This is a genomic window from Candidatus Krumholzibacteriia bacterium (assembly GCA_029865265.1).
Lineage (GTDB): Bacteria > Krumholzibacteriota > Krumholzibacteriia > WVZY01 > JAKEHA01 > JAKEHA01.
The window spans coordinates 32,799-52,175 of the sequence record JAOUHG010000022.1 but is presented as its reverse complement, the minus strand read 5'-3'; the positions used below and the strand labels follow the sequence as shown (position 1 = coordinate 52,175).

The following is a 19,377-nucleotide window of genomic DNA, read 5'->3' as shown; positions in this document are numbered from 1 at the left end:
AAGCGGGCCCCCCGCAGGGGGCCCGCTTGTTCTCTTCGAGATGCCGGAGCAGACGGTCGTCTACTTCAGCATGACGATCTTACGCGTTTCGACGTATGACCCCGCGATCATGCGCACGAAGTAGATGCCCGACGTCAACGAACGTCCCGAGTCATCCACCCCGTTCCAGACCGCGTTGTGCGACCCCGCCGGCTGCGACGCGTCCACCAGCAGCCGCACCAGAGAACCCCGCACGTCGTAGATGGCAATCCGCACCCGTGCGGGCCCGGCCAACGTGTAACCCACCGTCGTCTGCGGGTTGAACGGGTTGGGATGCACCGACGAGAACGCCGTCTCCTTTGCAATCACCGGCTCCGGTTGCACATCCGGTGCACCCGGCAGCGGCACGATGCCTCCGCCGCCCGGAACAACCACCGGCGTGCCCAGCGCGAAGATGTCGCTCACCAGGTAGTCGACCCCCGAAACGGAGGTGTAGTGCAGACCCTGCGGGCCGTCACCACGATCGCGTTTGATGGCCGAGTCGGAACCGTCCATGTTGTAGCTGCTCGAACTCGCCGTGAGCGCCTCGGTGGAATAGAACAGCGCCAGATCGGGACGCCCGTCGTCGGTCACGTCCACCACCCGCGCTTCGTTCGCCTTGATGACACCGGCCGTGTTCCCCAGGTAGATCCGCGACACATCCAGCAGCGCCGCGTCCACGTTGTCGGTGGTGGGGATCACCAGCGCGAACTTGTCGCTGTTGCTGCTCAGCGAGCGGCCGTCAGGGCTGTAGCCCAGTGCCGCCAGCGCCGACGCCGACTGGTCGTGCGGCACCCGCACGCACACCGTGTCATAGGCAACGTTGCCCGACATGTCCATCGCCTGGTAGTAGATGGTGTACTTGCGGCCATCGCCGCCACCCTGACGCTCCGAACGCAGATCCAGGCACGGATCCGGCGTTCCGGTCACGTCTCCCTGGATGTCATCGTTGCTGTTGCCATCGCCCTTGCCGTTGTCGGGTTCGTCCGACTCCGCGTTCCACAGCACCCAGGTCGGGTTGGGGTCGCAGATATCGGTCACCGAGATCGTCTCGATGCACACCTCCACCAGCTTGTGGTTGGGCGGCCACAGCACGTCGCGATCCAGCACCACGTCGATCTCCGGCGGCGTGGTGTCCTCCACCGTGATCGTGGCCTGGCACTGTGCAAAATTGCCGGACTCGTCGGTTGCGGTGAACGTCACCACCGTCGGGCCCAGCGGGAAGCAATCCGGGGCGTCGTTGGTCAGGTCCGGATCCGCGTCGCAGAGGTCCTCCGCCGCGAACCCCGCCAGCCACGCGGCCAGCTCGGCCTTCGGAACACCGCAGTGGCTCGTGCACTCCACCGTCATGTCCACCGGACAGTAGGTGATGGTCGGATCCGTGGTGTCCTCGATGGTAACGTCGGCGGTGCAGGTTTCCGTGTTGCCGGCATCGTCGGTGGCCATGAAGGTCACCGTGGTGGTTCCCAGCGGGAACAACGCGGGAGCGTTGTTCGTCACCGGCACGTTGGTGTCGCAATTGTCGGTCGCAGTGACGTTGAGGAAGGCCACGATGGCCGGGTTCGTCTTGGGTACGCCACCGTGCTGTGTGCACTCGAGCGAGATGTCTGAGGGGCAGGTCATGGCCGGTTTCATGCTGTCGAACGCAAACCGGTCGAAAATGGTCTGCTGGCCAATTGCGTTCCCGCCGCCGTCGAAGGTATTTCCGCCCCAGACCGCAAAGCCGACACCGTTGGCCGTGGCCACACCGTTGTATTCGCCGATGCGCAACGTATTGACGGTGTCGAAGTCGCCGCAGCCCACCGGGCCGTAGCGGCAACGCGCCCCTGCGACGGGATCGAAGGGAACGTCGTTGAGCTTGATGCTCGGTCCCCAGGTGACACCGCCGTCACCACTGGCGCGCGCGTAGACGTCCAGCAGGAAGTCTCCCCCGGCGTTGGTGGCACCGCTGCGATTGTCGTACCAGTGCACGACCATGCAGCCGTTCCCCGTGTCGATGCCCGCGCTGGGCATGACCTGGAAGGTATTGCCCGGGCCATCGTCGATCCTCACCGGCGCGCCGAAGTTGACGCCGAAGTTGTTCGATGTGGCGATGTACACATTGGAGGGATCACCCGTGGTGTGGTCGTTGTCCGGATCGTCCGAGGCAACCACGTAAATACGCCCGGCCACGTTGGGGTCGGCCAGCACGTAGGCCTGACCGTTGCCCTGCAGCCAGAACTGGGTGCCCGGAATGGCGCCGGCCTGACTCTGCACGTTGAAGGTCACGTCCGCCTGACCGGCCCCGTACGGGTTGGTCTTCTGCGGGAACGACACGCCGCCGTCGGTCGAGCGAAGCAGGTACACGCGGCCGGCCGTCCCGTTGGAGGCGGGCGCGTGGTAGCTCACGTACACGTCGCCATTGGGCGCAACCGTGTTGTGAACCGGCCACACGAAACCTTCTCCGCCGCCCGAGAGGGTCACCGGAGCACTCCAGTTGAGTCCCTGGTCGGTAGAGGTCACCACGCGGATGGCGGACGCGCCGGTGAGATCGCTCCACGCGACGTACAGGTTGTCTCGGTATGGGCTTCCCGCCCAGTGGTCCACCGCGAGCCATTCCTTGTCATGCGCGTTGGCAGGCGCCGGCAGGCCGATCGCCGCCGTGATGTTGACGGGATAGCCCGGCAGGATCGCGCCCGTCGTGGGGCTGATCTGCGCGATGAACATGTCGATGCCACCGCCGCGGCAACCGAGGTAGGTCCAGAACAGGCGCCCCTGGCTGTCGTAGCCCACCGAGGGGTCACCGCACAGGCCGTGGGTCGCCGGCACCTGCGCCGCCACCGTTGGCTGGAACGTCACACCGCCGTCGGTGGAGACGCGGATGGAGAAGAGCGACGCCGCGGCGACGCGCAGCGGGTTGTTGGGATCAACGGCAACCGTCGGTTCGACCGTGGCGCCAAGAGGGATGTTCGCGCCCGGCGGCGCAAACAGGACCTGAGAATTGAGGGGTTCGTCGGGATTGTAGAAACTGGCCTCCATCGGCCAGTGGCTTCCACCCGCGAAAGCAGGGGCTTCCGCGCGCGTCGGGATTACGAGCGTGCTCGCCAGAGCCAGCACCGGGAGAACTACAAGTAATCGCGTGCGCGGTAGCAAACGCATCCGTGAAGGCATGGCATGCCCTCCTTGGTGGTTCGGGGGACAGGATACTGCTCGCTGATTGAGCGCCGGCGCGCCTGGGGAATGATGAAGCGGGACGCCCTCCGATCAGGCAAGACCTCGGAGGCGTGTATTCTAGCATGTCAACGGGGCGGAATGACAGGAGGGACCACCGCGACAGGTTCCGCGGGATCGCACGCCGGCGGCGGGGTTCATTATTGACGCGCGGGGCTCAATTGGGTTCATTGGAGGCAGCATGAAACACCGCCTTTCCGCCGTCGTCTTCTTTCTCGTCATGACCACGATCGCGCTGGGCCTCGCCTGCCAGAAGGGTAATCCCGACACGAACCGGCGCGGCCGGCTGGTGCGCGGCTTTGTCGCCATCCTGCCCGACAGCATCGACTCCGAACGCCGGCTGGAGGTCGAGCAGCTCTTCAACATGTTCTACCAGCGCGCGGACCGCGGCCTGGTCGCCCCGGCCGACGTGGAACGCATCGACGCGGAGCTGGCTCGATACGTCGATCGTGGCCGCATCATCCCCACCGACCTCGTGCACTTCATGGCCGACGTCGGTTACACCACCTACAAGGGCGACCCGCGCTACAACCTCCCGGACAGTTCGGTGGACCATCCCATCCTGAATCCGTCGTCGGCGATGTACTCGATGCGCTTCAACACGAACGACTACGATTCGGCGTTCTGGGCCGACTTCGACAAGTGGCGGGCCCAGTATCCGGACATGACGGACTCGATGTTGCTGGAAGAGCTGGCGCGGCCGCCGCGGGAGTAAGGGCGCTACAGCTCGCGTGCGGAGGGAGCGTCGCCGTTGAGCACGAGACGCTTCAGGACTTCACGTTCGACGTCACGAAAATTCTTGAACTCCACGTGCGCGATGTTCTGCTTCCGGCAGTGCGCGAGGAGATCCCCCTTGGCGAACACGAGATCCGCGCTCTGGCACGGGCAGCGGTCGGAGAGACCGTCGCCGACGTACACGATGAAGTAGCCCTCTTCCCGGTAGCGCAGCAGGTGGTGGGTCTTGCAGCAACCGCAGTCGGTGCACTCGAGCAGGTTGTACCAGGGGAACTCCACCCGCATCTTCTGCCCTTCGAGGCGCAGCGCATTGGCAAAGAACTCAATCTGTCCCAGGCCGTTGCGAATCAGAATCTGCTCGATGTAGAAATCGAGCCCGTCGCTGAGCACGACGACCTCGATGCCGCGCTGGCGGGCAAAGTCATGAAAGTCTTTGAAGTAGGGATCGAGCGGGCGGGCGTGAACGAACTTTTGCAGTTCCTCGGCGCAACATCTGGCCAGCGAGGCCTCCCGTTCGAGACACTCGCGAGAGGAAATCTCCCCGCGCTCCCACTTCGACACCACCTCCGCCGCGTCGCCATGCGCGGCAAAGGTGCGAAACAGCAGGTTGCCCACGTCGTCCTGGGCAACCGTGCCGTCGAAATCGCAGAGGACGGCGATCTTGCGCATCTCACTCACCAGGGGAAAGGAACCTGACCGCCATTAGCGTTCGACGGCGGCCTTCTTGACGCTCTTCTCCTGCTCCGCGTAGCGGAACATGTCCTTGAGCGTCGGGTTCTTGTCTATCATCTTCAGCGTTTCCTGGATCTCGGGGTCGTGATCCAGCACCACGCGGTACATGGCGGAGCGGCCATAACGTGCGTTCACGGCCTCGCGCGCGATCATGGTGCGGATGTAATCCACATTCTCCTCGGTCAGGTCTTCCTTCTTGTACTCAAAATTCTTGCTCGCAAGGTACTTGTAGAACTCGTTGAGAATCCCGTCCGTGGTACGGAAGTTCTCCGCGATCTCGTGGTCCTTCAGATAGTCGATCGCAAACGAGAATCCCAGCCCATCGCGCTCGAGGCGGCGCATGAGCTCCGTGTAGTCGCGCGGCGCATACTCGACATCGGGCGTGATGCCCCCGCCGCCGTACACGATGCGTCCGCTGGACGTGTAGTAGACCGGCTTCTCCTTGGCCGCCGCGAGCCCCTTGACCTCGGTGGTCTCGGTCTCGTCGGGGGTCAGATCCGAGACATCATCCACGTCCATGCCGCCATCGTTCATCGCCGTCACGCTGTCTTCGCCGTGACGGGCGCGATCGTCCTTGTGGATGCTGCGGCCCGACGGGGTGTAATACTTGGCGGTGGTCAGCTTGACCGCTTCCGTGTCCGAAAGCTGGAATACCGTCTGCACGGTTCCCTTTCCAAATGACGTCTGCCCCACCACGATGGCCTGGTCCCAGTCCTGCATGGCGCCGGCAAAGATCTCGGAAGCGCTGGCGCTGTTGCCATTGACCATCACCACCACCGGGTATCCGCTGTGCACGTGCCGGTTGGATGAGTAGTACTTGCGGTTGGAGTTGGAAAGCCGGCCCTTGGTGTAGACGAGCAGCTTGTCCTTGTCGAGGAACAGCTCGCTCACCTCGGTTGCCGTCTGCAGCAACCCGCCCGGATTGGAACGGAAGTCCAGTACCAGTGCGCGCATCCCCTGGCCCTCGAGATCGGCGAGTGCATCTTCCATCTCCTGCGCGGTCTTCTTGGCAAAGTTGGACACGCGCATGTAGCCAACACCCTCCTCCAGCATGCCGTGGTAGGGCACGCTGGTGACGTTGATGACCTCGCGCGTGAGCACATACTCGATGGCTTCGGTCTGTCCGGGGCGGCTCACCTTGAAGCGGACCTTGGAGCCCGGCTCTCCGCGCAGGTAGCCGACCGCCTTGTCGACCGCCCAGCCCTCGGTGACGATGCCCTCGATTTCGATGATCTGGTCTCCGCCGCGGATTCCCGCGCGCTCGGCCGGCGTGCCGTCGATGGGCGACATGACCGTCGGATAATTGTCGCGGAACGAAATCAGGATGCCCAGCCCGCCGAATTCGCCCCGGGTACTGACCATGAGGTCCTCGTACTCCAGATCGGACAGGTACTGGCTGTGTGGATCGAGGTCGCCGAGCATGCCTTCGATGGCCTTCTGAATAAGCTCGTGCGTGTCGACCTCGTCGACATAGTTCAACGAGACCTTTTCGAGGATCTTGGTGAAGATCTCCAGGTCGTGGTAGACGTCGTTCTGCTTTTCCCGGGCCTTGCTTTGTCCGAAGGAGCCGGCCGCAACCAGCCCAACCGCGAGAAACGCGATGGCGATGACGAGATGACGTGGGGTGATGCGCTTCAAGGTGACCCTCCTAAACTCGGGCAAAACGAGGCCTAACCGGTTTCTTTTCCGTCGTTTGCAACATGTATTCCAGTTCCCCGCGCTCGGGTTCCCGGCGCCACTCCGGGGCACCGCTGCCCCACGCCGTAACCCGCCTAAGCGGGCGAAATATAAATGAATCGCCCCGGGGCGGCAACCGGCCCTTTTCCCGGCGGCGGGGGGCTGTTAGACTCCGGGGACCGCTCGAAGCCGGGCGGTATCACCCAACATGCCGCGGCACGCACGCTTTATCGTCTTCGAGGGCCTGGACGGCGCCGGAACCACCACCCAGGCCGCCAAGCTTCAAGCATTGTTTACGCGCAAGGGAACGCCGAGTTTCCTGACAAACGAACCAACTCCGGATCCGGTGGGGGCATTCATCCGTCGGTTGCTCACTGCCAGCGAGCGCGCGGGAGATGGATCTCCGTATCGGCCGGGCGAGCGCGTCATGGGACTCCTGTTCGCCGCCGACCGCCTGGCGCATTCGGCGGTCATCGAGGCGCGCAGGCGCGCGGGCGAACACGTCGTGTGCGACCGCTACATCTTCTCCTCCATGGCCTATCAGACACTCGACCCCGCGATTCGCGCCGAGTGGGTGCTCGATGTCAACCAGGGGTGCGCCGCGCCCGACGTGACGCTCTTTCTCGCCGTTCCGGTGGATGTATGCCTGGAGCGCCTGGCGGCGCGCCGCGGCGACACCACCATCTATGAGAACCGCTCCCATCTGGAGACGATTGCGCGCAACTACGAGAAGCTGATGCCGCAGTACGAGGCGAGCTTTGGGAGCGTCGTGCGTATCGACGGCACCATGGCCGTGGACGACGTGCACGCGGCGGTGGTGGCGGCTATCGGAATAGACTGAATCAACGGGAATCGCGCGCGGCCGACGAACGGTGGACGTGGCTGATGCGCTGCACGACGGTGACCAGCGACGTTGCCGCCAGCAGAATCATGACCGCCATCAGAAAGCGGTGGCCCGCGATAAGACCGATCGCGAGCAACACGATCCTCTCCGGCCGCTCCATCAATCCCACCTTGCAGTCCACCCCGATTCCCTCCGCGCGTGCGCGCGCGTAGCTGGTCAGCATGGAACCCATCAGCGCGAGCAGAATGACAATCGGTTCCCACAGGGCATAGCCTTCGGGTCGCCCCACCACGTACAGCAGGATACCGCCGAAGAAGACGAACTCGCTGACGCGGTCCAGCGTGGAATCGATGAATGCCCCGAAGGGCGATGCCTTGCCGGCGCGGCGCGCGAGGTCGCCGTCGAGCACGTCGCACAGGCCCGCGATGAGCAGGAAGATCCCCCCGCCCAGCAACGATCCGCGCCCCACCACCACGGCTCCCCATACGCTGAACACAACCCCGAACAGACTGACGAGCAGGGGTGCGACGCCCAGCGACGCGAGCAGCGCGACGATCGGGTCGAGCACCTTTCGCGCGCCCGCCTGCAGCGCGCGCTTGTCCATTCGGGTGGAGGCAGTGTTCATGGTTGATCCGGTGGCGCGCGGGACGCTACCACCCGCCCTTGCCGGACGTCAAGCGTCCGGCGCTGCGGGCGCCTCCGGCGCGTCTTCATCCGGGTGTTTGCGGCCCCGTTTGCGCCAGCCAACACCCTTCACCACCAGCACGAACTCGCCCTGCTCCTTGCGCGGCCCCAGCCGGTCGCGAACCTCCTGCGCGGAGCCACGCACGACCTCTTCGTGCAGTTTCGTCAACTCGCGCGCCACCGCGATCTCGCGTTCCGGGAAGCGCGCCGCGATCTTCTCCAGCACCTTGCGAAACTGGTGTGGCGACACGTAGAACACCGTGGTGCGGGGCTCCTCCGCCAGGGCCTCGATGGTCCTGGCCAGTTCGCCGGGCTTGCGCGGCGTAAACCCAACGAACACGAATGACTCGCACGGGAATCCCGACAGCACCAGCGCGGGCAGCACGGCGTTGGCGCCCGGCGCCATGGTGACCGCGATGCCGGCGGCCAGCGCGGCGCGTACCAGGTAGAAGCCGGGGTCCGAGATCCCCGGTGTCCCGGCATCCGTGACCAGCGCCATGCTGGCGCCACCCAGCATGCGTTCCACCAGCGCGGGCGTGATGCGGGCCTCGTTGTGGTCGTGGTAGCTCTCGAGCGGCGTGGTGATGTCGAGGTGCTTGAGCAGACGGCCGGTGTGCCGGGTGTCCTCGGCCAGAACCACGTCGACCCCCTTGAGCACCTCGATGGCGCGCAAGGTGATGTCGCCCAGGTTGCCGATGGGTGTTGCGACCAGGGTGAGGGTGCCGGGTTGGGACATGGGAAGTCTCCGGGGGACGGGTGGAAACCGTGCCGCTTCAGCGGCCCGCGATCTCGAGCAACGCTTCGCCGGCGTGGTCGACGTCGGCGGCGGACACGTCCAGGTGGGTCACCATGCGCACGCGTCCCGCACCAAAGGCCACCGCCAGCACGTCGTGCTCGCGCAGCCGCGCGAGGAGGTCTTCCACCGTCCATGCCTTCGCGTCCACGCGGAACACCACGATGTTGGTTTCCACGGGAAAGTCCAGCGAGAAGGCCGGGACGCGGCGGATGTACGATTCGAGCCGCTTCGCGTTGTCGTGGTCGTCGCGCAGGCGGGTCACGTGGTGCTCCAGCGCGTACAGCGCGCCCGCGGCCAGGATCCCCGCCTGGCGCATACCGCCACCCAGGCGCTTGCGCAGCCGGCGCGCGCGCGCGATCACGTCGGCGCGCGACACCAGGATGGACCCCACCGGCGCGCCGAGGCCCTTCGAGAAGCACATGCTCACGGTGTCCGCGCAGGCGGCGTAATCGGCGATGGACACGCCCGTGGCCGCGTGCGCATTCCACAGTCGGGCGCCGTCCAGGTGGACGCTGATGCCGCGCGCCGACGCCAGTTCCCGCACCCGCTTCATCTCCTCGAACGGATAGATGCACCCGCCGGCGCGGTTGTGGGTGTTCTCCATGGCGATGATCCGCGTGCCCGGCGTGTGCAACGACTCCACCTTTATGTGCGGCTCGATCATCTCCGCGCGCAGCGCACCGCGTTCGCCGTCGAGCGCGTTGAGTTGCAGGCCGTGCAGCACGGCCACCGAAGACACCTCGTAGTTCATGATGTGGCACTGGCGGTCGAGGATCACCTCGTCGCCCGGGGACGCGGTGGCGGCCAGACCGAGGAAGTTGCCCATGGTGCCCGAGGGCACGAACAGCGCGGCTTCCTTGCCAGCCAGTTCCGCCACGCGCTCTTCCAGCGCGATCACGGTGGGGTCGTCACCAAAGACGTCGTCGCCCACCGGCGCTTCCGAGATGGCGCGGCGCATGGCCGCGGTGGGACGGGTGACGGTGTCGCTACGCAGGTCGATCATTGCTGGCCTGACTTCGTGGTGGAAAGTCCGGCACCGCCCGCGCGGGCGGTGCCGGTTCATTCATAACGGAGGGACGGAAACGCTCAGGCGTTGGCGACGAGGTCCTTCAGTTCCTTGGAAACCTTGAACACGGGAACCTTCCGGTCCGGAACCGGCACCGCATCACCGGTGCGCGGGTTGCGCGCCATGCGCGACTTGCGCTGCTTGACCTTGAAGGTCCCGAATCCGCGGATCTCGTAGTGCTTCCCCTCGGAAAGGGCTTTCGAGATGGACTCGAGAAACATGTCCATCGCCGTGGCGACGTCCTTCTTGGTGAGACCCGTCTTGCTGGCGATGTCTTCTACGATTTCGGCTTTGGTCATCGGGCGAGCCTCCTTCTCGAGAGCCCAGTCTGGAAAATGCCCGCGGGGGGCGAAACCGTCGCGGGCCATATTGCCCCATAACTCGTGACAGGTCAAGGGGTTTTTGACGGAAGCCCGAAACGCGACACCGGGCCTCATTGTGAGAGACCACGCACGCCGCGACGCGCCACCATGGGGATGATCCGGGACGTTTGCGCGCGCGGCACGCCGCGGCGGCCAGGCGGACGCCGCGACGCGGCCGAGAAGTCGGCGTCCTTATGCGGCAGTACGGGCATTGGTACGTCAGTTGCTGCACGAAGCAACCGTGCTGCGGGATAGTCGCCGCACAAGCATCTGTTGTACGTAGTACACCGCACTATCCCGCAGCCATGAGCAATCGCAGGCAAGCAAGAGACGCGATCGGGACGGTCGCCCCGTTTCGCGGCAGCAGACTCAGGAGGCACTCATTATGGCGTTTCGCAAGCGCATCACGCTCGCGTTCGCGCTGCTCGCCCTGACCGCGCTGCTCGCCGGCTGCGCCGATGAAACGGTTGCACCCGTCGTGCAGAACGAAGCGCCGGTCCTCGCACCGACGAACGTCCGGGCCGAGATCGTGAACGGTGGGGACATTCGTGTCAGCTGGGATCCAAGCACGCAGTTGAACGTGCGCGGATACAATGTCTACCGTCTGGATACCGAGAACAGCAACATCGCGCGGCTCAACCCGTCGGTGGTTTCGCAGTCCTCGTTCACGGACGGAAGCGCTGCCTTCTCGCACGAGTACGAGTATCGTGTGACCTCGGTCAGCGTAAAGAACGCGGAGAGCAACTACGCGGCGGTGGTCATCACCAACCGCACACCCGTCCCCAATCGCAAGGGGCAGACTCCCGGGCTGCAGGACTAGTCCTCTCCCGAGAGCGTACGCAGCAGAGAGTCCTCCCGGTCACCCGGGAGGACTTTCTGTTTTTGGGAATACAGTCACTTCCATATCACTTGAGGAGCACCATCTTGATGGTTGCCCTCCCGCCGCCCGCCTCGAGCCGGCAGAAGTAGATCCCGCTGCTCGCCGGGACGCCGTCCTGGCCGCGGCCGTCCCAGGCAACCACGTGGTCGCCTGCCGGAAGCACCCCGCTTTCCAGCACGCGGACCAGCGTCCCCCGGGCATCGTACACGCGCAGGTCCAAGCGTCCGGCGTGTTCCAGACGGAAACGCACGTGCGTGAGCGGATTGAACGGGTTCGGGTGGTTCTGCAGCAGAAGGAACGAGGAACGGGGCGACGCCGCGCCCGTCGCGAGCGAACCGGCCACCATTGCATTCACCACGGTGCGGATCGACACGAAGCTTTCATCGACCACGAGTGTATCCGTGACCCCGCTGGTCGGACCCGGACGGAATGTGAATCGATAGGTGCGCAGCCTCCGCACCACCATTGCGTAGGCGCCGGTTGCATCCGTCACCGCGGACGGCGCAAAGACCGTGGTGGCCGCGTTGATGTCGAACGCCTCGACGCGGTAGTCGGGGATCCCCAGGTAGTGGGAGTCCGTCACGTTGCCGTGCACGACAACGCCGGTATCGAGCTGGACGGCGACGGCCACGTCACCCGCCACGACCTGGCTGAAGCGTTTCGCCACGAGGAGGCTGGCCACGGCAGGCTCCACCTCCACCGTGTAGGTTCCCGGCAGTACCGTCATCACGAAGCTGCCGGCGGCGTCCGTCACGTCGCCGCCTACCGGCAACGAGGCCCCCGTGACCGGGTCCTTCAGGTCGAGGTTCACGCCGGGTGCGGGAACCAGCGAGGTGTTCGTCACCGTGCCGGAAAGCCAGACACCGGCTGGCACGGTGACATTGATCGTCTGATCGACAGCGTAGGCCGCCGGACCCACCCGGACGGGCGCGCGCTTCGTCGGGACCGGCGGGATGTAGTCGATCGTGAGCGACACTCCTGCGGGCACCACGATCGAGTAAGCGCCGGCGAGATCCGTGGTCGAAAACGGCGTGTAGCGCTTCGACCCGCCCGCTTCTCTCACCTCGATCTCGACCTCGGGCTCCGGAGCCGCACCCACCCCCGTGACAACGCCCGACACCGCGACGCCAGGTTCGAGCGAGACGTCCAGCAGCCGGTCGGCCGCCACGGGCACGCTCAACAATTCGACACCGAGCAGGTGGTCGAGCGGCGCGGGTTTCACCCTCACCTCGTAGTCGGCGATGGGAACGTGCACCTGGTAGAAGCCGGTTAGGTCGGTGACGTCTCCCGGCGTGTCGAGCTTGAGGCCGCTGGTGGCGTCTATGAAGTCCAGGTTCACCTCCGCCACCGGAATTCCGCCCGGCCGCGTCACGTGCCCGCTGACGAACACGCCTATCACCATCTGGATGTCAATGACCGTATCGGTTGAGATGATTTCGCGGCGGATCACGCGGATCCAGGGCAGCGCCCCGGGCGCGACCGCCCGCCACGTGATATCGAACTCCCCCGCGGGGATCACGATGTCATAGAAGCCATTGACATCCGTGTTGTCCCCTACCGTGTAGACAACCTCGTTGGTGGCGCGATCCTCCACCTTGAGGTCGACGTTGGGAATGGGCACGCCGGTCGTGTCCGTCACCGTCCCGGAAAGCAGAACGCCCGCGGCCAGATTGGCGTTGAGCGTCGTGTTCGCGCCGCCCACCGTCACCGGCAGGCGGGCGGGCACAAGATGCGTGGCGCTGGGTGGCTCGAACCCGACGATGTAGTTGTCGGGAGGCAGGGGGGATATGGTGTAGAAGCCCGCCGCGTTGGTCAGAATCAGCGGCGTCCCGATCGGGTTCCCGTTGCCGTCCGAGAGCACCACCTGGACGCCCGCCACGGGCGCCAGAGCCGGGTTGCGGACGATTCCAGAAATCGAGAACTGCGCCCACGCCGGCGATGAGACCGCCAACAGAACCATCATACCTGCAAGACCGCGCTTCATGGCCACCCCCGTCTCGTTGTCGTGCAAATCGGCTGCTAGCGAAGTACCAGAACCTTGCGAGTCGCGTCTCCCAGCGAGGTCCGCAGCCTGATGAAATAGACCCCCGTGGGCACGCCGCGCCCGCGATCGTCCGTTCCGTCCCACGAAGCCTCGAACCGGCCCGAAACCGCCTCCTGTCTGCGGAGCACCCGCACCCTGCTCCCGCGAACGTCGAATACATCGAGCGTGACGTCGGTCGTTGCTCCGACTTCGTAGCCGACGGTGGCGAGGTCACGGAACGGGTTCGGAAACGCAGCACCCAGGGACACGGCCGGAGGGCTCGAAGAAATCCGCTGACGCAACACGATCGTGATCGTGGTGTCGTTGAACACCGCCGCCGGTCCCGCCGTCAGCGACTCATAACCGCTTCCCGAGGGCGGCTTCACGCGGATTCGCCACTCGCCCGGCAGCAGCGCAACCACCGTGCTGCCAGCCGCGTCCGTGCGATCGTGCGGAACGAACTCGCGCGAGCTGCTGGCGCCGACGTAGAAATCGAGGTTTGCATTCGCAACCGCGCGGCCGTCCGGACTATTCACCACGATCGTCACCAGCAGCCCGTCCTGCAACGGGATGTTTCCCCACGAGGAGTCGCCGGCAACGGCCACGTTCGCGATCTCGATGCCGACGGACCGCGAACCCCTGGGCGGGGAGAAGTGGACGTTGTAGAGCCCGCCGGGAATGGAGAGGTCCAGGTCTCCGGCCGCGTCCGAGAACGGAGACGGAATGAACACGGATTGCCCGGATGGGCTCAGCCTGGCGTCCACCTGCACGCCTGGGAGCCCGGTGCCGGCAGGATCGGTCAAACGCCCCGTCACGCGCCACCGCGCCACCTCGGGCAGCACGACCGTGATGGTGGTGTCGGCGTCGATTGCGACGCCGGTCAGTTCCACGCGGTCCAGCGTCGTGCCCGCGGGCGGATCGATCCTGAGGTCGTAGGATCCGGACACGAGCGCGAGTTCCGCGGCGCCGGCGGAGTCCGTTCGGTCGTGGGGCGTGAACACCTTGGCCCCGCCGGGGTTCTCCTTGACGTCGATATCGGCCAGGACCACGAACTCCCCGTTGAAGTCCCTGACGATGACCGTCACGCGATGACCGTCCTGGAGCACCTGGTCGCGCTGCGTGTCCGCGCCGATCTGGAACCCGGCAATCGAAACAGCCACGTATGGAGCGCCACGGGGCGGCACGTAACGCAGTTCGAAGGTTCCCGCCGGCACCGCGACGGAGTAGTCACCCGCCGCATCGGTGTCGTTGTTCGCCACGAACACCTTCTCGCCGGTCACCCCGTCGCGCAGGTCGACGGTGACACCGGCCAGCGCCGCCCCGGATCCCGAGCGCACGCGCCCGAAGAGCAGCAGGCCGTCCTCGAGCACCACGTCGATCAACTGGTCCCCCGCCACCGCCACCGAGTCCATCTCGAGGCCGCGCAGCCGCGACCCCGGCACGGGTTCGTAGCGGAAACGGAAGAGGCCGGCCGGAACGACCACGCGGTAATCGCCGTTGGCATCCGTGTTGTCGTCGGGAGTGAATAGGCGGCCACCGCCAACGACGTCGGCGTCGAAGTCCACACCCTCGACCCCCTGTCCGCTCGAGGCCGAGGTGACAGACCCCGACATGACGAAGCCGGTCTCGAGGGTAACGTTGAGTTCGCGACCCACGTTGGCCGTCAGGTCGAGCTGCGGAAACACTCTTCCCAGCAGCCGGGTCCCGGGCGGTGGCGCAAACGTGACGTCGTACACGCCGGGTAGCACGCAGACGTTGTAGAAGCCGGTGGCATCCGTGTTGTCGCCGGGCGTGATGAGCTTCTCGCCGGTGCCGGAGACGAAGAAATCGAGATCGGCCCCCGCCACCGGAGATCCACCGCTCGTGCGCACGAAACCGGACAGACACGGGATGAGCCGCGCGTATACGCGCGGAGCCGCATCCGGCAGGATTCCCGCCAGCAGCGCGGCCAACAGCAATCGTGCGGAAACCCGGTGCATCATAGTTCGAAACGGAGCTCGATGCGGTTGAGGAACGCAGTCTGCTCGCGCGGCGCAAAGGCCGCCCCCGGCAGGAACCACGCGAGGGTCCATACCGCGGAAACATGGTTCCATACATTATACAGGCCCGTCACGACATCCACGCCGTCGCCCAGTTGCGGATCGACGCCGTTGGGGCGTGCCGGCGGGTCAACCAGCCGGCCGCGGACTTCGTCCGCGGGATGATGCTGGACATAATGGTGGTAGATCGCCTCGATGGAAAGGTACGGAAGCGGGCAGAAGCCGGCGCCGGCGGTGAAGATCGTGATGTTGGAGAGCTCGGGGTCCAAACCGGCACCGTAGTATCTGACCAGGCCCAGCCCGTTCATTCGCGCCGTGTTGTCCTCGAAGCCGGACTGCCGGAAGCGGTGGTCGTCCGCGTCGCCGTCGATCGGGTTGCCGGAGCCCACGGCGTAGCCCACGGTGACGGACGGCTGCAGCGGCACCGTTCTGGCCCGGGCGGTGGCCCCCACGTCGAACGCCCACGCGTCGAGGTTGCGGTGCTTGTCTTCGCCGCGCATGGCGGCCAATTCTCCCCACGGCTGCAGCCACCGCGATGAACCGCCCCGGTAGCGCACCCCGGCCCACAGCGGCTCACGTTTGCGCGCCTCGTCGCTGTCCCATCGCTTCCACACGTAGGCCGACGCGAGACCGCCGTAGACACCGGCCGTCAGCATGCCGAGCGCATCCGTCCAGGTCTGGAACTTGTCCTTGTAGGAGTTCCGCCCATCGATCACCGAGGCTTCGAAGGAGAACCGTTGCCAGGGATAGACGCTCACCCGGACGGCATCGAGGTAGTCGTCGTAGAGCCACTCGCGCGGTTCCTTGTAGCGCTGCCTCCCCGCCTGCACGGCGACGGGGGCGCCACCGATGTCACGCGCCAGGGCCACGAGCTGCAACACCTCCAGCTTGATCTCCTCCGAGTCTCCACCACCCTCCGGGGAGTCGACGACGAAGTTCTGCCGCGCGCGCAACTGGCCCAGGAAGCGGAAACGCTGTGACGGGAGAAACGCGGCCATCAGCCGGAGCTGCGGCTCGGTGTCCTCGGTGTCCGATTCGAACGACGGGGACAGATCCTGGTCGGAGTTCGATTCCCACTTGTGCCGGTACTCCGCCGCCAGATGCACGCGGCGATGCGCCAGCGGAACGCCGTGGTCGAAGCTCCCGGCGTCGTCGTGCGCGAGGTCGCGAAAGAGCCGCCGTTCCCTCGAATCGGGGCGGCGGGACTCCTCGTTCACGTCGGCTTCCTCGGTGAGGAGTATCAGGAAGCCGGAACAATCGAGCGTGTCCGGCGGGACCCCGTCGGCCAAAACACGGGTCACAGTCACCTTCACCTTGACGCCGGGCTTCACGTTCAGCGTCTCGATGGATGACGCCTTCCAGCCGCCTTCCCGCACGGAAATCTTGACCTCGATGTGCTGCCCGGTCTTCAGGTCATCGAAGGAACCGCCGTCGAACTCCGTGTCGTCCCTGACCTGGATGGTCATTCCCAGCACCTGGATCGTGCGAGCGCCACGGTCGATCGCCTGGATGGGCGCCCGCAACTTCGGCTTGCGCGCCTCCTCGAGCGGCGTCAGGTCTTCGGCGACAAAGAGTCCGGCCTCGTTCAACTGGCCCTCCACCTCGAGACTCATGCCCGCCTGGAGCTTCAGCTTCTGGTACTCGGGTTCGGGCTTCTTCTTTGCCGCCGTGGCGGTCCCCGCGGAAACCACCAGCGCCACCAGCGTCATGCAGACCAGTCCGGTCCTCATCTGTAGCCACCTCGGTCGAGGGCCTCGTCGGCCTTCGCAACGATCGCGGGAAACAGATGCCTCCATCGTGGTCTCCAGCGATACAGGACCGCGAGCCGCGTCAGAGACGCAGCCCGCCACCAACGTTCCCCTTCGCTGCAACCCGCCAGCGTGGCCAGCAGCCGCAGCCTTCCCGCCTCGATGCCGTCGCCCGCAGCCGGATGCTGCAGCTCCCTGAGCTCGAGGTGCGCCAGAAAGTTGCCCGCATCCATGGCCGGGTCGCCAGCGCATGCGAGGTCCCAGTCGATCATGACCATGCCTCCGGAAGAGAGGATGAGTTGCTTGTCGTAGAAATCACCGTGTGCGACGCGCGGGACCGGCGTCGGCGGGGGGAATCGCTTCAGCCTGGTGATCAGCCGTTCCACCGGCCCCGTGTCCGCCGGGCACGTGCGTGCCATGAGCCCGCCGCATCGATCGAGCGACCTCAACTCATCCGCGGCAGAACGCGCGGGCAGGCCGTTCGGAACGGACCGGGCGTACAGCGCGTTGAGCACCTCGCCCGCGGCCTCACACGCGTCGGCAAAACCGACGTCACCGATACAGTCGTGCAACGAACGGCCCGCAACATGCTCCATCCCGACCGCTCCGGACGCCTCGTTGACGGCCAGGAGGCGGGGCAGGCGGACGTCCGCGGGCCCCGCGCCGGAGAGCGCACGCCAGGTCGACGCCATCGCCCCGCCGCGGCGCGGGCGCACGAGCTTGGTCACGATTCGTTCGATCCTCCCGTCCGCACCGCGCACGGTGTGCTTCAGCACGCATCGGCGCAGCAGGCGGTATCCCAGCAGCTTCGTCTCCACCGCACCCGCATCGGTGACGCCCACGCCGCACTCCCGCAGCCAGGCCACCAGACCTTCGCCGGAGAGCATCCCGCGCAGCGCGGGAAGCCCCGGGTCGAACGGAAACGCGGGAACCACGAGTCCCGAGCCCGGCATGCGGAAGGCCGTGCCCTGACCGGCCCAGTCCGGGAAGGCGTCCTCTTCAAAGGGGAGGAACCCGCACAGGATGACGCGCACCGGCCCGCCGGGCGACTTCCGTTCCGCGACGTACTGGATGCACATCCCGTCGCCCGAAGGGAAGACGCGGGTCACGCGCAGCGATTCGTTGGACGGCGGCAGCGCCATCGCGTCGAGCGCAAAGTCCACCACCGTCCGCGCATGCTCGACATCAACCGCGAGTTCGAAACGTTCCGATGCCGTCAGCAGGCTCATCGCAGTATCGCCTCGCAAAGTGAAAGGCGCGCCGACATCTGTTCGTGCCACGCCGGCTCCTGGGTGCGGAAAGGCTGCACCGCCAGGTTGATCAGACCCGTCGCCGTCCAGAAGCCCGTGGCGCGGGAATCCCGCCTCCACCCGCGGCCGTGTGCGGCGAACATCGCCTCCATGACCGCGTCACAGGCGCCGGCGTCCATTCCACCGGCCGCCAGCAGGTGGGCCCGGAAGTTGCCGAGATCCTCGTCGACTTCACCGAGATGGGCCCGGTCGAAATCAAGCAGCCCGACGTCTTCGCCGTCGGCGAGGATCTGCCCCGGGTGAAAGTCCCCGTGCACGAGGCCTTCCTCCCCGGCCGGAACACGGGCGGAGAGTCGCCGCAGAGTTTCGGTCACGCGGCGCGCGGGTCCTGCCAGTCCCGGCGCCACGGCTGCTATCGAGGCCGCGGTGGCGGCACAGCCGTCCATGATCTTCGCCCGCGCCAACCGCTCGACGCCGCGCGGACGGCACTGGTGCACCCGGTGCAGGGCGGCACCGATTCGTGCCGGCAGCGATCCATCGGCACCCAGAACAGGAACGGTCACCGGCGCGCCCGCCAGACAGTCGACGAGGATCACGCCTTCGGAGGGCAGGCACGCCAGCGCGGTCGGGACGCGTACACCCCGGACGGAGGCCTGCTCTTCGAGAGAACGCATCGCATCGAAGCGGCCCGCGGCCAGACCGGCCGTGTAGGCCCGTCCGTACACGACGAGGTTCCGGCGCTCTTCACCATCGCGCTCGATTGCCTTCGTCTCCACACGCAGCACCGCCCGCTTCTCCGGCTTGTACCGAACCAGGCTCACGCGAAGCCTGCTGTCGGAGATCCGCCAGCGGTCCTCCGGGAAGCGATGGCGCACGTGGGCATACAGGGCGCGCTGCATGCCCTTGGGATTCGCAAAGAGCCGCAGCCCGGGCAGCTCGGCGTCGTGCGGATAAAAGAACAGGATCAAGCGCTCCCGCTCGAGCACCAGATATGCCGGGAGCCCACGCTCGCCCTGCCAGCGCCGGTCCGCAACCTTGGCCAGCGCGATCTCGAAGTCGGAGTCACCGTAGACCTTCGCGTAGCCGGCAAGGGGCGGCTCCGCGCCGCGGAAGGCGAAGGCGTACGCGACGACGCAGCTCGTGCCGGGCTTGTAGCGCACGTATGTGATCCGGACCTTCTCCGGAGGATCCGCACCCGTCGCTCTTCCCGCAAGCGCGTCCATGACGCCATCGGGATCGAACGCCAGCTCCAGACCGGGAAGTCCCGGATCGGCGGGGATGAGTTGCGGGGAGCGGGATCCATCCGACTGCAT

Annotated in this window: 15 protein-coding genes; 3 read left to right on the top strand and 12 right to left on the bottom strand. The window is 66.0% G+C overall.

Going from position 1 to position 19,377, the window contains the following annotated elements:
* Nucleotides 1-60 precede the first annotated feature (60 nt).
* Complete coding sequence (locus tag OEX18_10640) at nucleotides 61-3,168, bottom strand: HYR domain-containing protein (protein MDH4337715.1); 3,108 nt, start codon at nucleotides 3,166-3,168, stop codon at nucleotides 61-63.
* A gap of 241 nt (nucleotides 3,169-3,409) precedes the next feature.
* Between OEX18_10640 and OEX18_10635 the strand changes: the two genes are divergently transcribed.
* Nucleotides 3,410-3,943 carry a hypothetical protein gene (locus OEX18_10635; GenBank protein ID MDH4337714.1) on the top strand — a complete coding sequence of 178 codons (534 nt, stop codon included), beginning with the start codon at nucleotides 3,410-3,412 and terminating at the stop codon, nucleotides 3,941-3,943.
* Between the two features lie 5 nt (nucleotides 3,944-3,948).
* Here OEX18_10635 and OEX18_10630 read toward each other — a convergent pair whose 3' ends face one another.
* The gene (locus tag OEX18_10630) at nucleotides 3,949-4,632 is read right to left on the bottom strand and encodes an MtnX-like HAD-IB family phosphatase (protein MDH4337713.1); all 684 of its coding nucleotides are present in this window, start codon (nucleotides 4,630-4,632) and stop codon (nucleotides 3,949-3,951) included.
* 33 nt (nucleotides 4,633-4,665) lie between these two features.
* The gene (locus OEX18_10625) at nucleotides 4,666-6,333 is read right to left on the bottom strand and encodes a S41 family peptidase (GenBank protein ID MDH4337712.1); all 1,668 of its coding nucleotides are present in this window, start codon (nucleotides 6,331-6,333) and stop codon (nucleotides 4,666-4,668) included.
* Nucleotides 6,334-6,580: 247 nt separating this feature from the next.
* Here OEX18_10625 and tmk point away from each other — a divergent pair, with 247 nt between their 5' ends.
* Nucleotides 6,581-7,213 carry a dTMP kinase gene (gene tmk / locus OEX18_10620; protein ID MDH4337711.1) on the top strand — a complete coding sequence of 211 codons (633 nt, stop codon included), beginning with the start codon at nucleotides 6,581-6,583 and terminating at the stop codon, nucleotides 7,211-7,213.
* A gap of 1 nt (nucleotide 7,214) precedes the next feature.
* Here tmk and OEX18_10615 read toward each other — a convergent pair whose 3' ends face one another.
* The 4 genes from OEX18_10615 to OEX18_10600 form a co-directional block, all read right to left on the bottom strand.
* Nucleotides 7,215-7,841 (bottom strand): CDP-alcohol phosphatidyltransferase family protein, encoded by a 627-nt coding sequence (locus OEX18_10615; GenBank protein MDH4337710.1) that lies wholly within the window; start codon nucleotides 7,839-7,841, stop codon nucleotides 7,215-7,217.
* A gap of 48 nt (nucleotides 7,842-7,889) precedes the next feature.
* On the bottom strand, nucleotides 7,890-8,636 hold the full coding sequence (rsmI, locus tag OEX18_10610) for a 16S rRNA (cytidine(1402)-2'-O)-methyltransferase (protein ID MDH4337709.1): 747 nt from the start codon (nucleotides 8,634-8,636) through the stop codon (nucleotides 7,890-7,892).
* A 37-nt stretch (nucleotides 8,637-8,673) separates the two neighbouring features.
* The gene (locus tag OEX18_10605; protein ID MDH4337708.1) at nucleotides 8,674-9,699 is read right to left on the bottom strand and encodes an aminotransferase class I/II-fold pyridoxal phosphate-dependent enzyme; all 1,026 of its coding nucleotides are present in this window, start codon (nucleotides 9,697-9,699) and stop codon (nucleotides 8,674-8,676) included.
* 83 nt (nucleotides 9,700-9,782) lie between these two features.
* Nucleotides 9,783-10,061 (bottom strand): integration host factor subunit beta, encoded by a 279-nt coding sequence (locus tag OEX18_10600; GenBank protein ID MDH4337707.1) that lies wholly within the window; start codon nucleotides 10,059-10,061, stop codon nucleotides 9,783-9,785.
* Nucleotides 10,062-10,509: 448 nt separating this feature from the next.
* Here OEX18_10600 and OEX18_10595 point away from each other — a divergent pair, with 448 nt between their 5' ends.
* Nucleotides 10,510-10,944, top strand: a complete 435-nt coding sequence (locus tag OEX18_10595) for a fibronectin type III domain-containing protein (protein MDH4337706.1) — start codon at nucleotides 10,510-10,512, stop codon at nucleotides 10,942-10,944.
* An 85-nt stretch (nucleotides 10,945-11,029) separates the two neighbouring features.
* Here OEX18_10595 and OEX18_10590 read toward each other — a convergent pair whose 3' ends face one another.
* From OEX18_10590 to OEX18_10570, 5 genes are read right to left on the bottom strand one after another with little or no spacing between them, the layout of a single operon-like run.
* A complete protein-coding gene (locus OEX18_10590; protein MDH4337705.1) occupies nucleotides 11,030-12,988 on the bottom strand; it encodes a carboxypeptidase regulatory-like domain-containing protein in 1,959 nt (652 codons plus the stop codon).
* A gap of 35 nt (nucleotides 12,989-13,023) precedes the next feature.
* Nucleotides 13,024-14,979, bottom strand: coding sequence for a T9SS type A sorting domain-containing protein (locus tag OEX18_10585; GenBank protein MDH4337704.1), 1,956 nt, complete (start codon nucleotides 14,977-14,979; stop codon nucleotides 13,024-13,026).
* Between the two features lie 26 nt (nucleotides 14,980-15,005).
* Nucleotides 15,006-16,796, bottom strand: coding sequence for an alginate export family protein (locus OEX18_10580; GenBank protein ID MDH4337703.1), 1,791 nt, complete (start codon nucleotides 16,794-16,796; stop codon nucleotides 15,006-15,008).
* The gene (locus OEX18_10575) at nucleotides 16,793-18,043 is read right to left on the bottom strand and encodes a phosphotransferase (GenBank protein MDH4337702.1); all 1,251 of its coding nucleotides are present in this window, start codon (nucleotides 18,041-18,043) and stop codon (nucleotides 16,793-16,795) included. The genes OEX18_10580 and OEX18_10575 overlap by 4 nt, the downstream gene beginning before the upstream one ends.
* Nucleotides 18,040-19,377 carry a phosphotransferase gene (locus tag OEX18_10570; GenBank protein ID MDH4337701.1) on the bottom strand — a complete coding sequence of 446 codons (1,338 nt, stop codon included), beginning with the start codon at nucleotides 19,375-19,377 and terminating at the stop codon, nucleotides 18,040-18,042. The genes OEX18_10575 and OEX18_10570 overlap by 4 nt, the downstream gene beginning before the upstream one ends.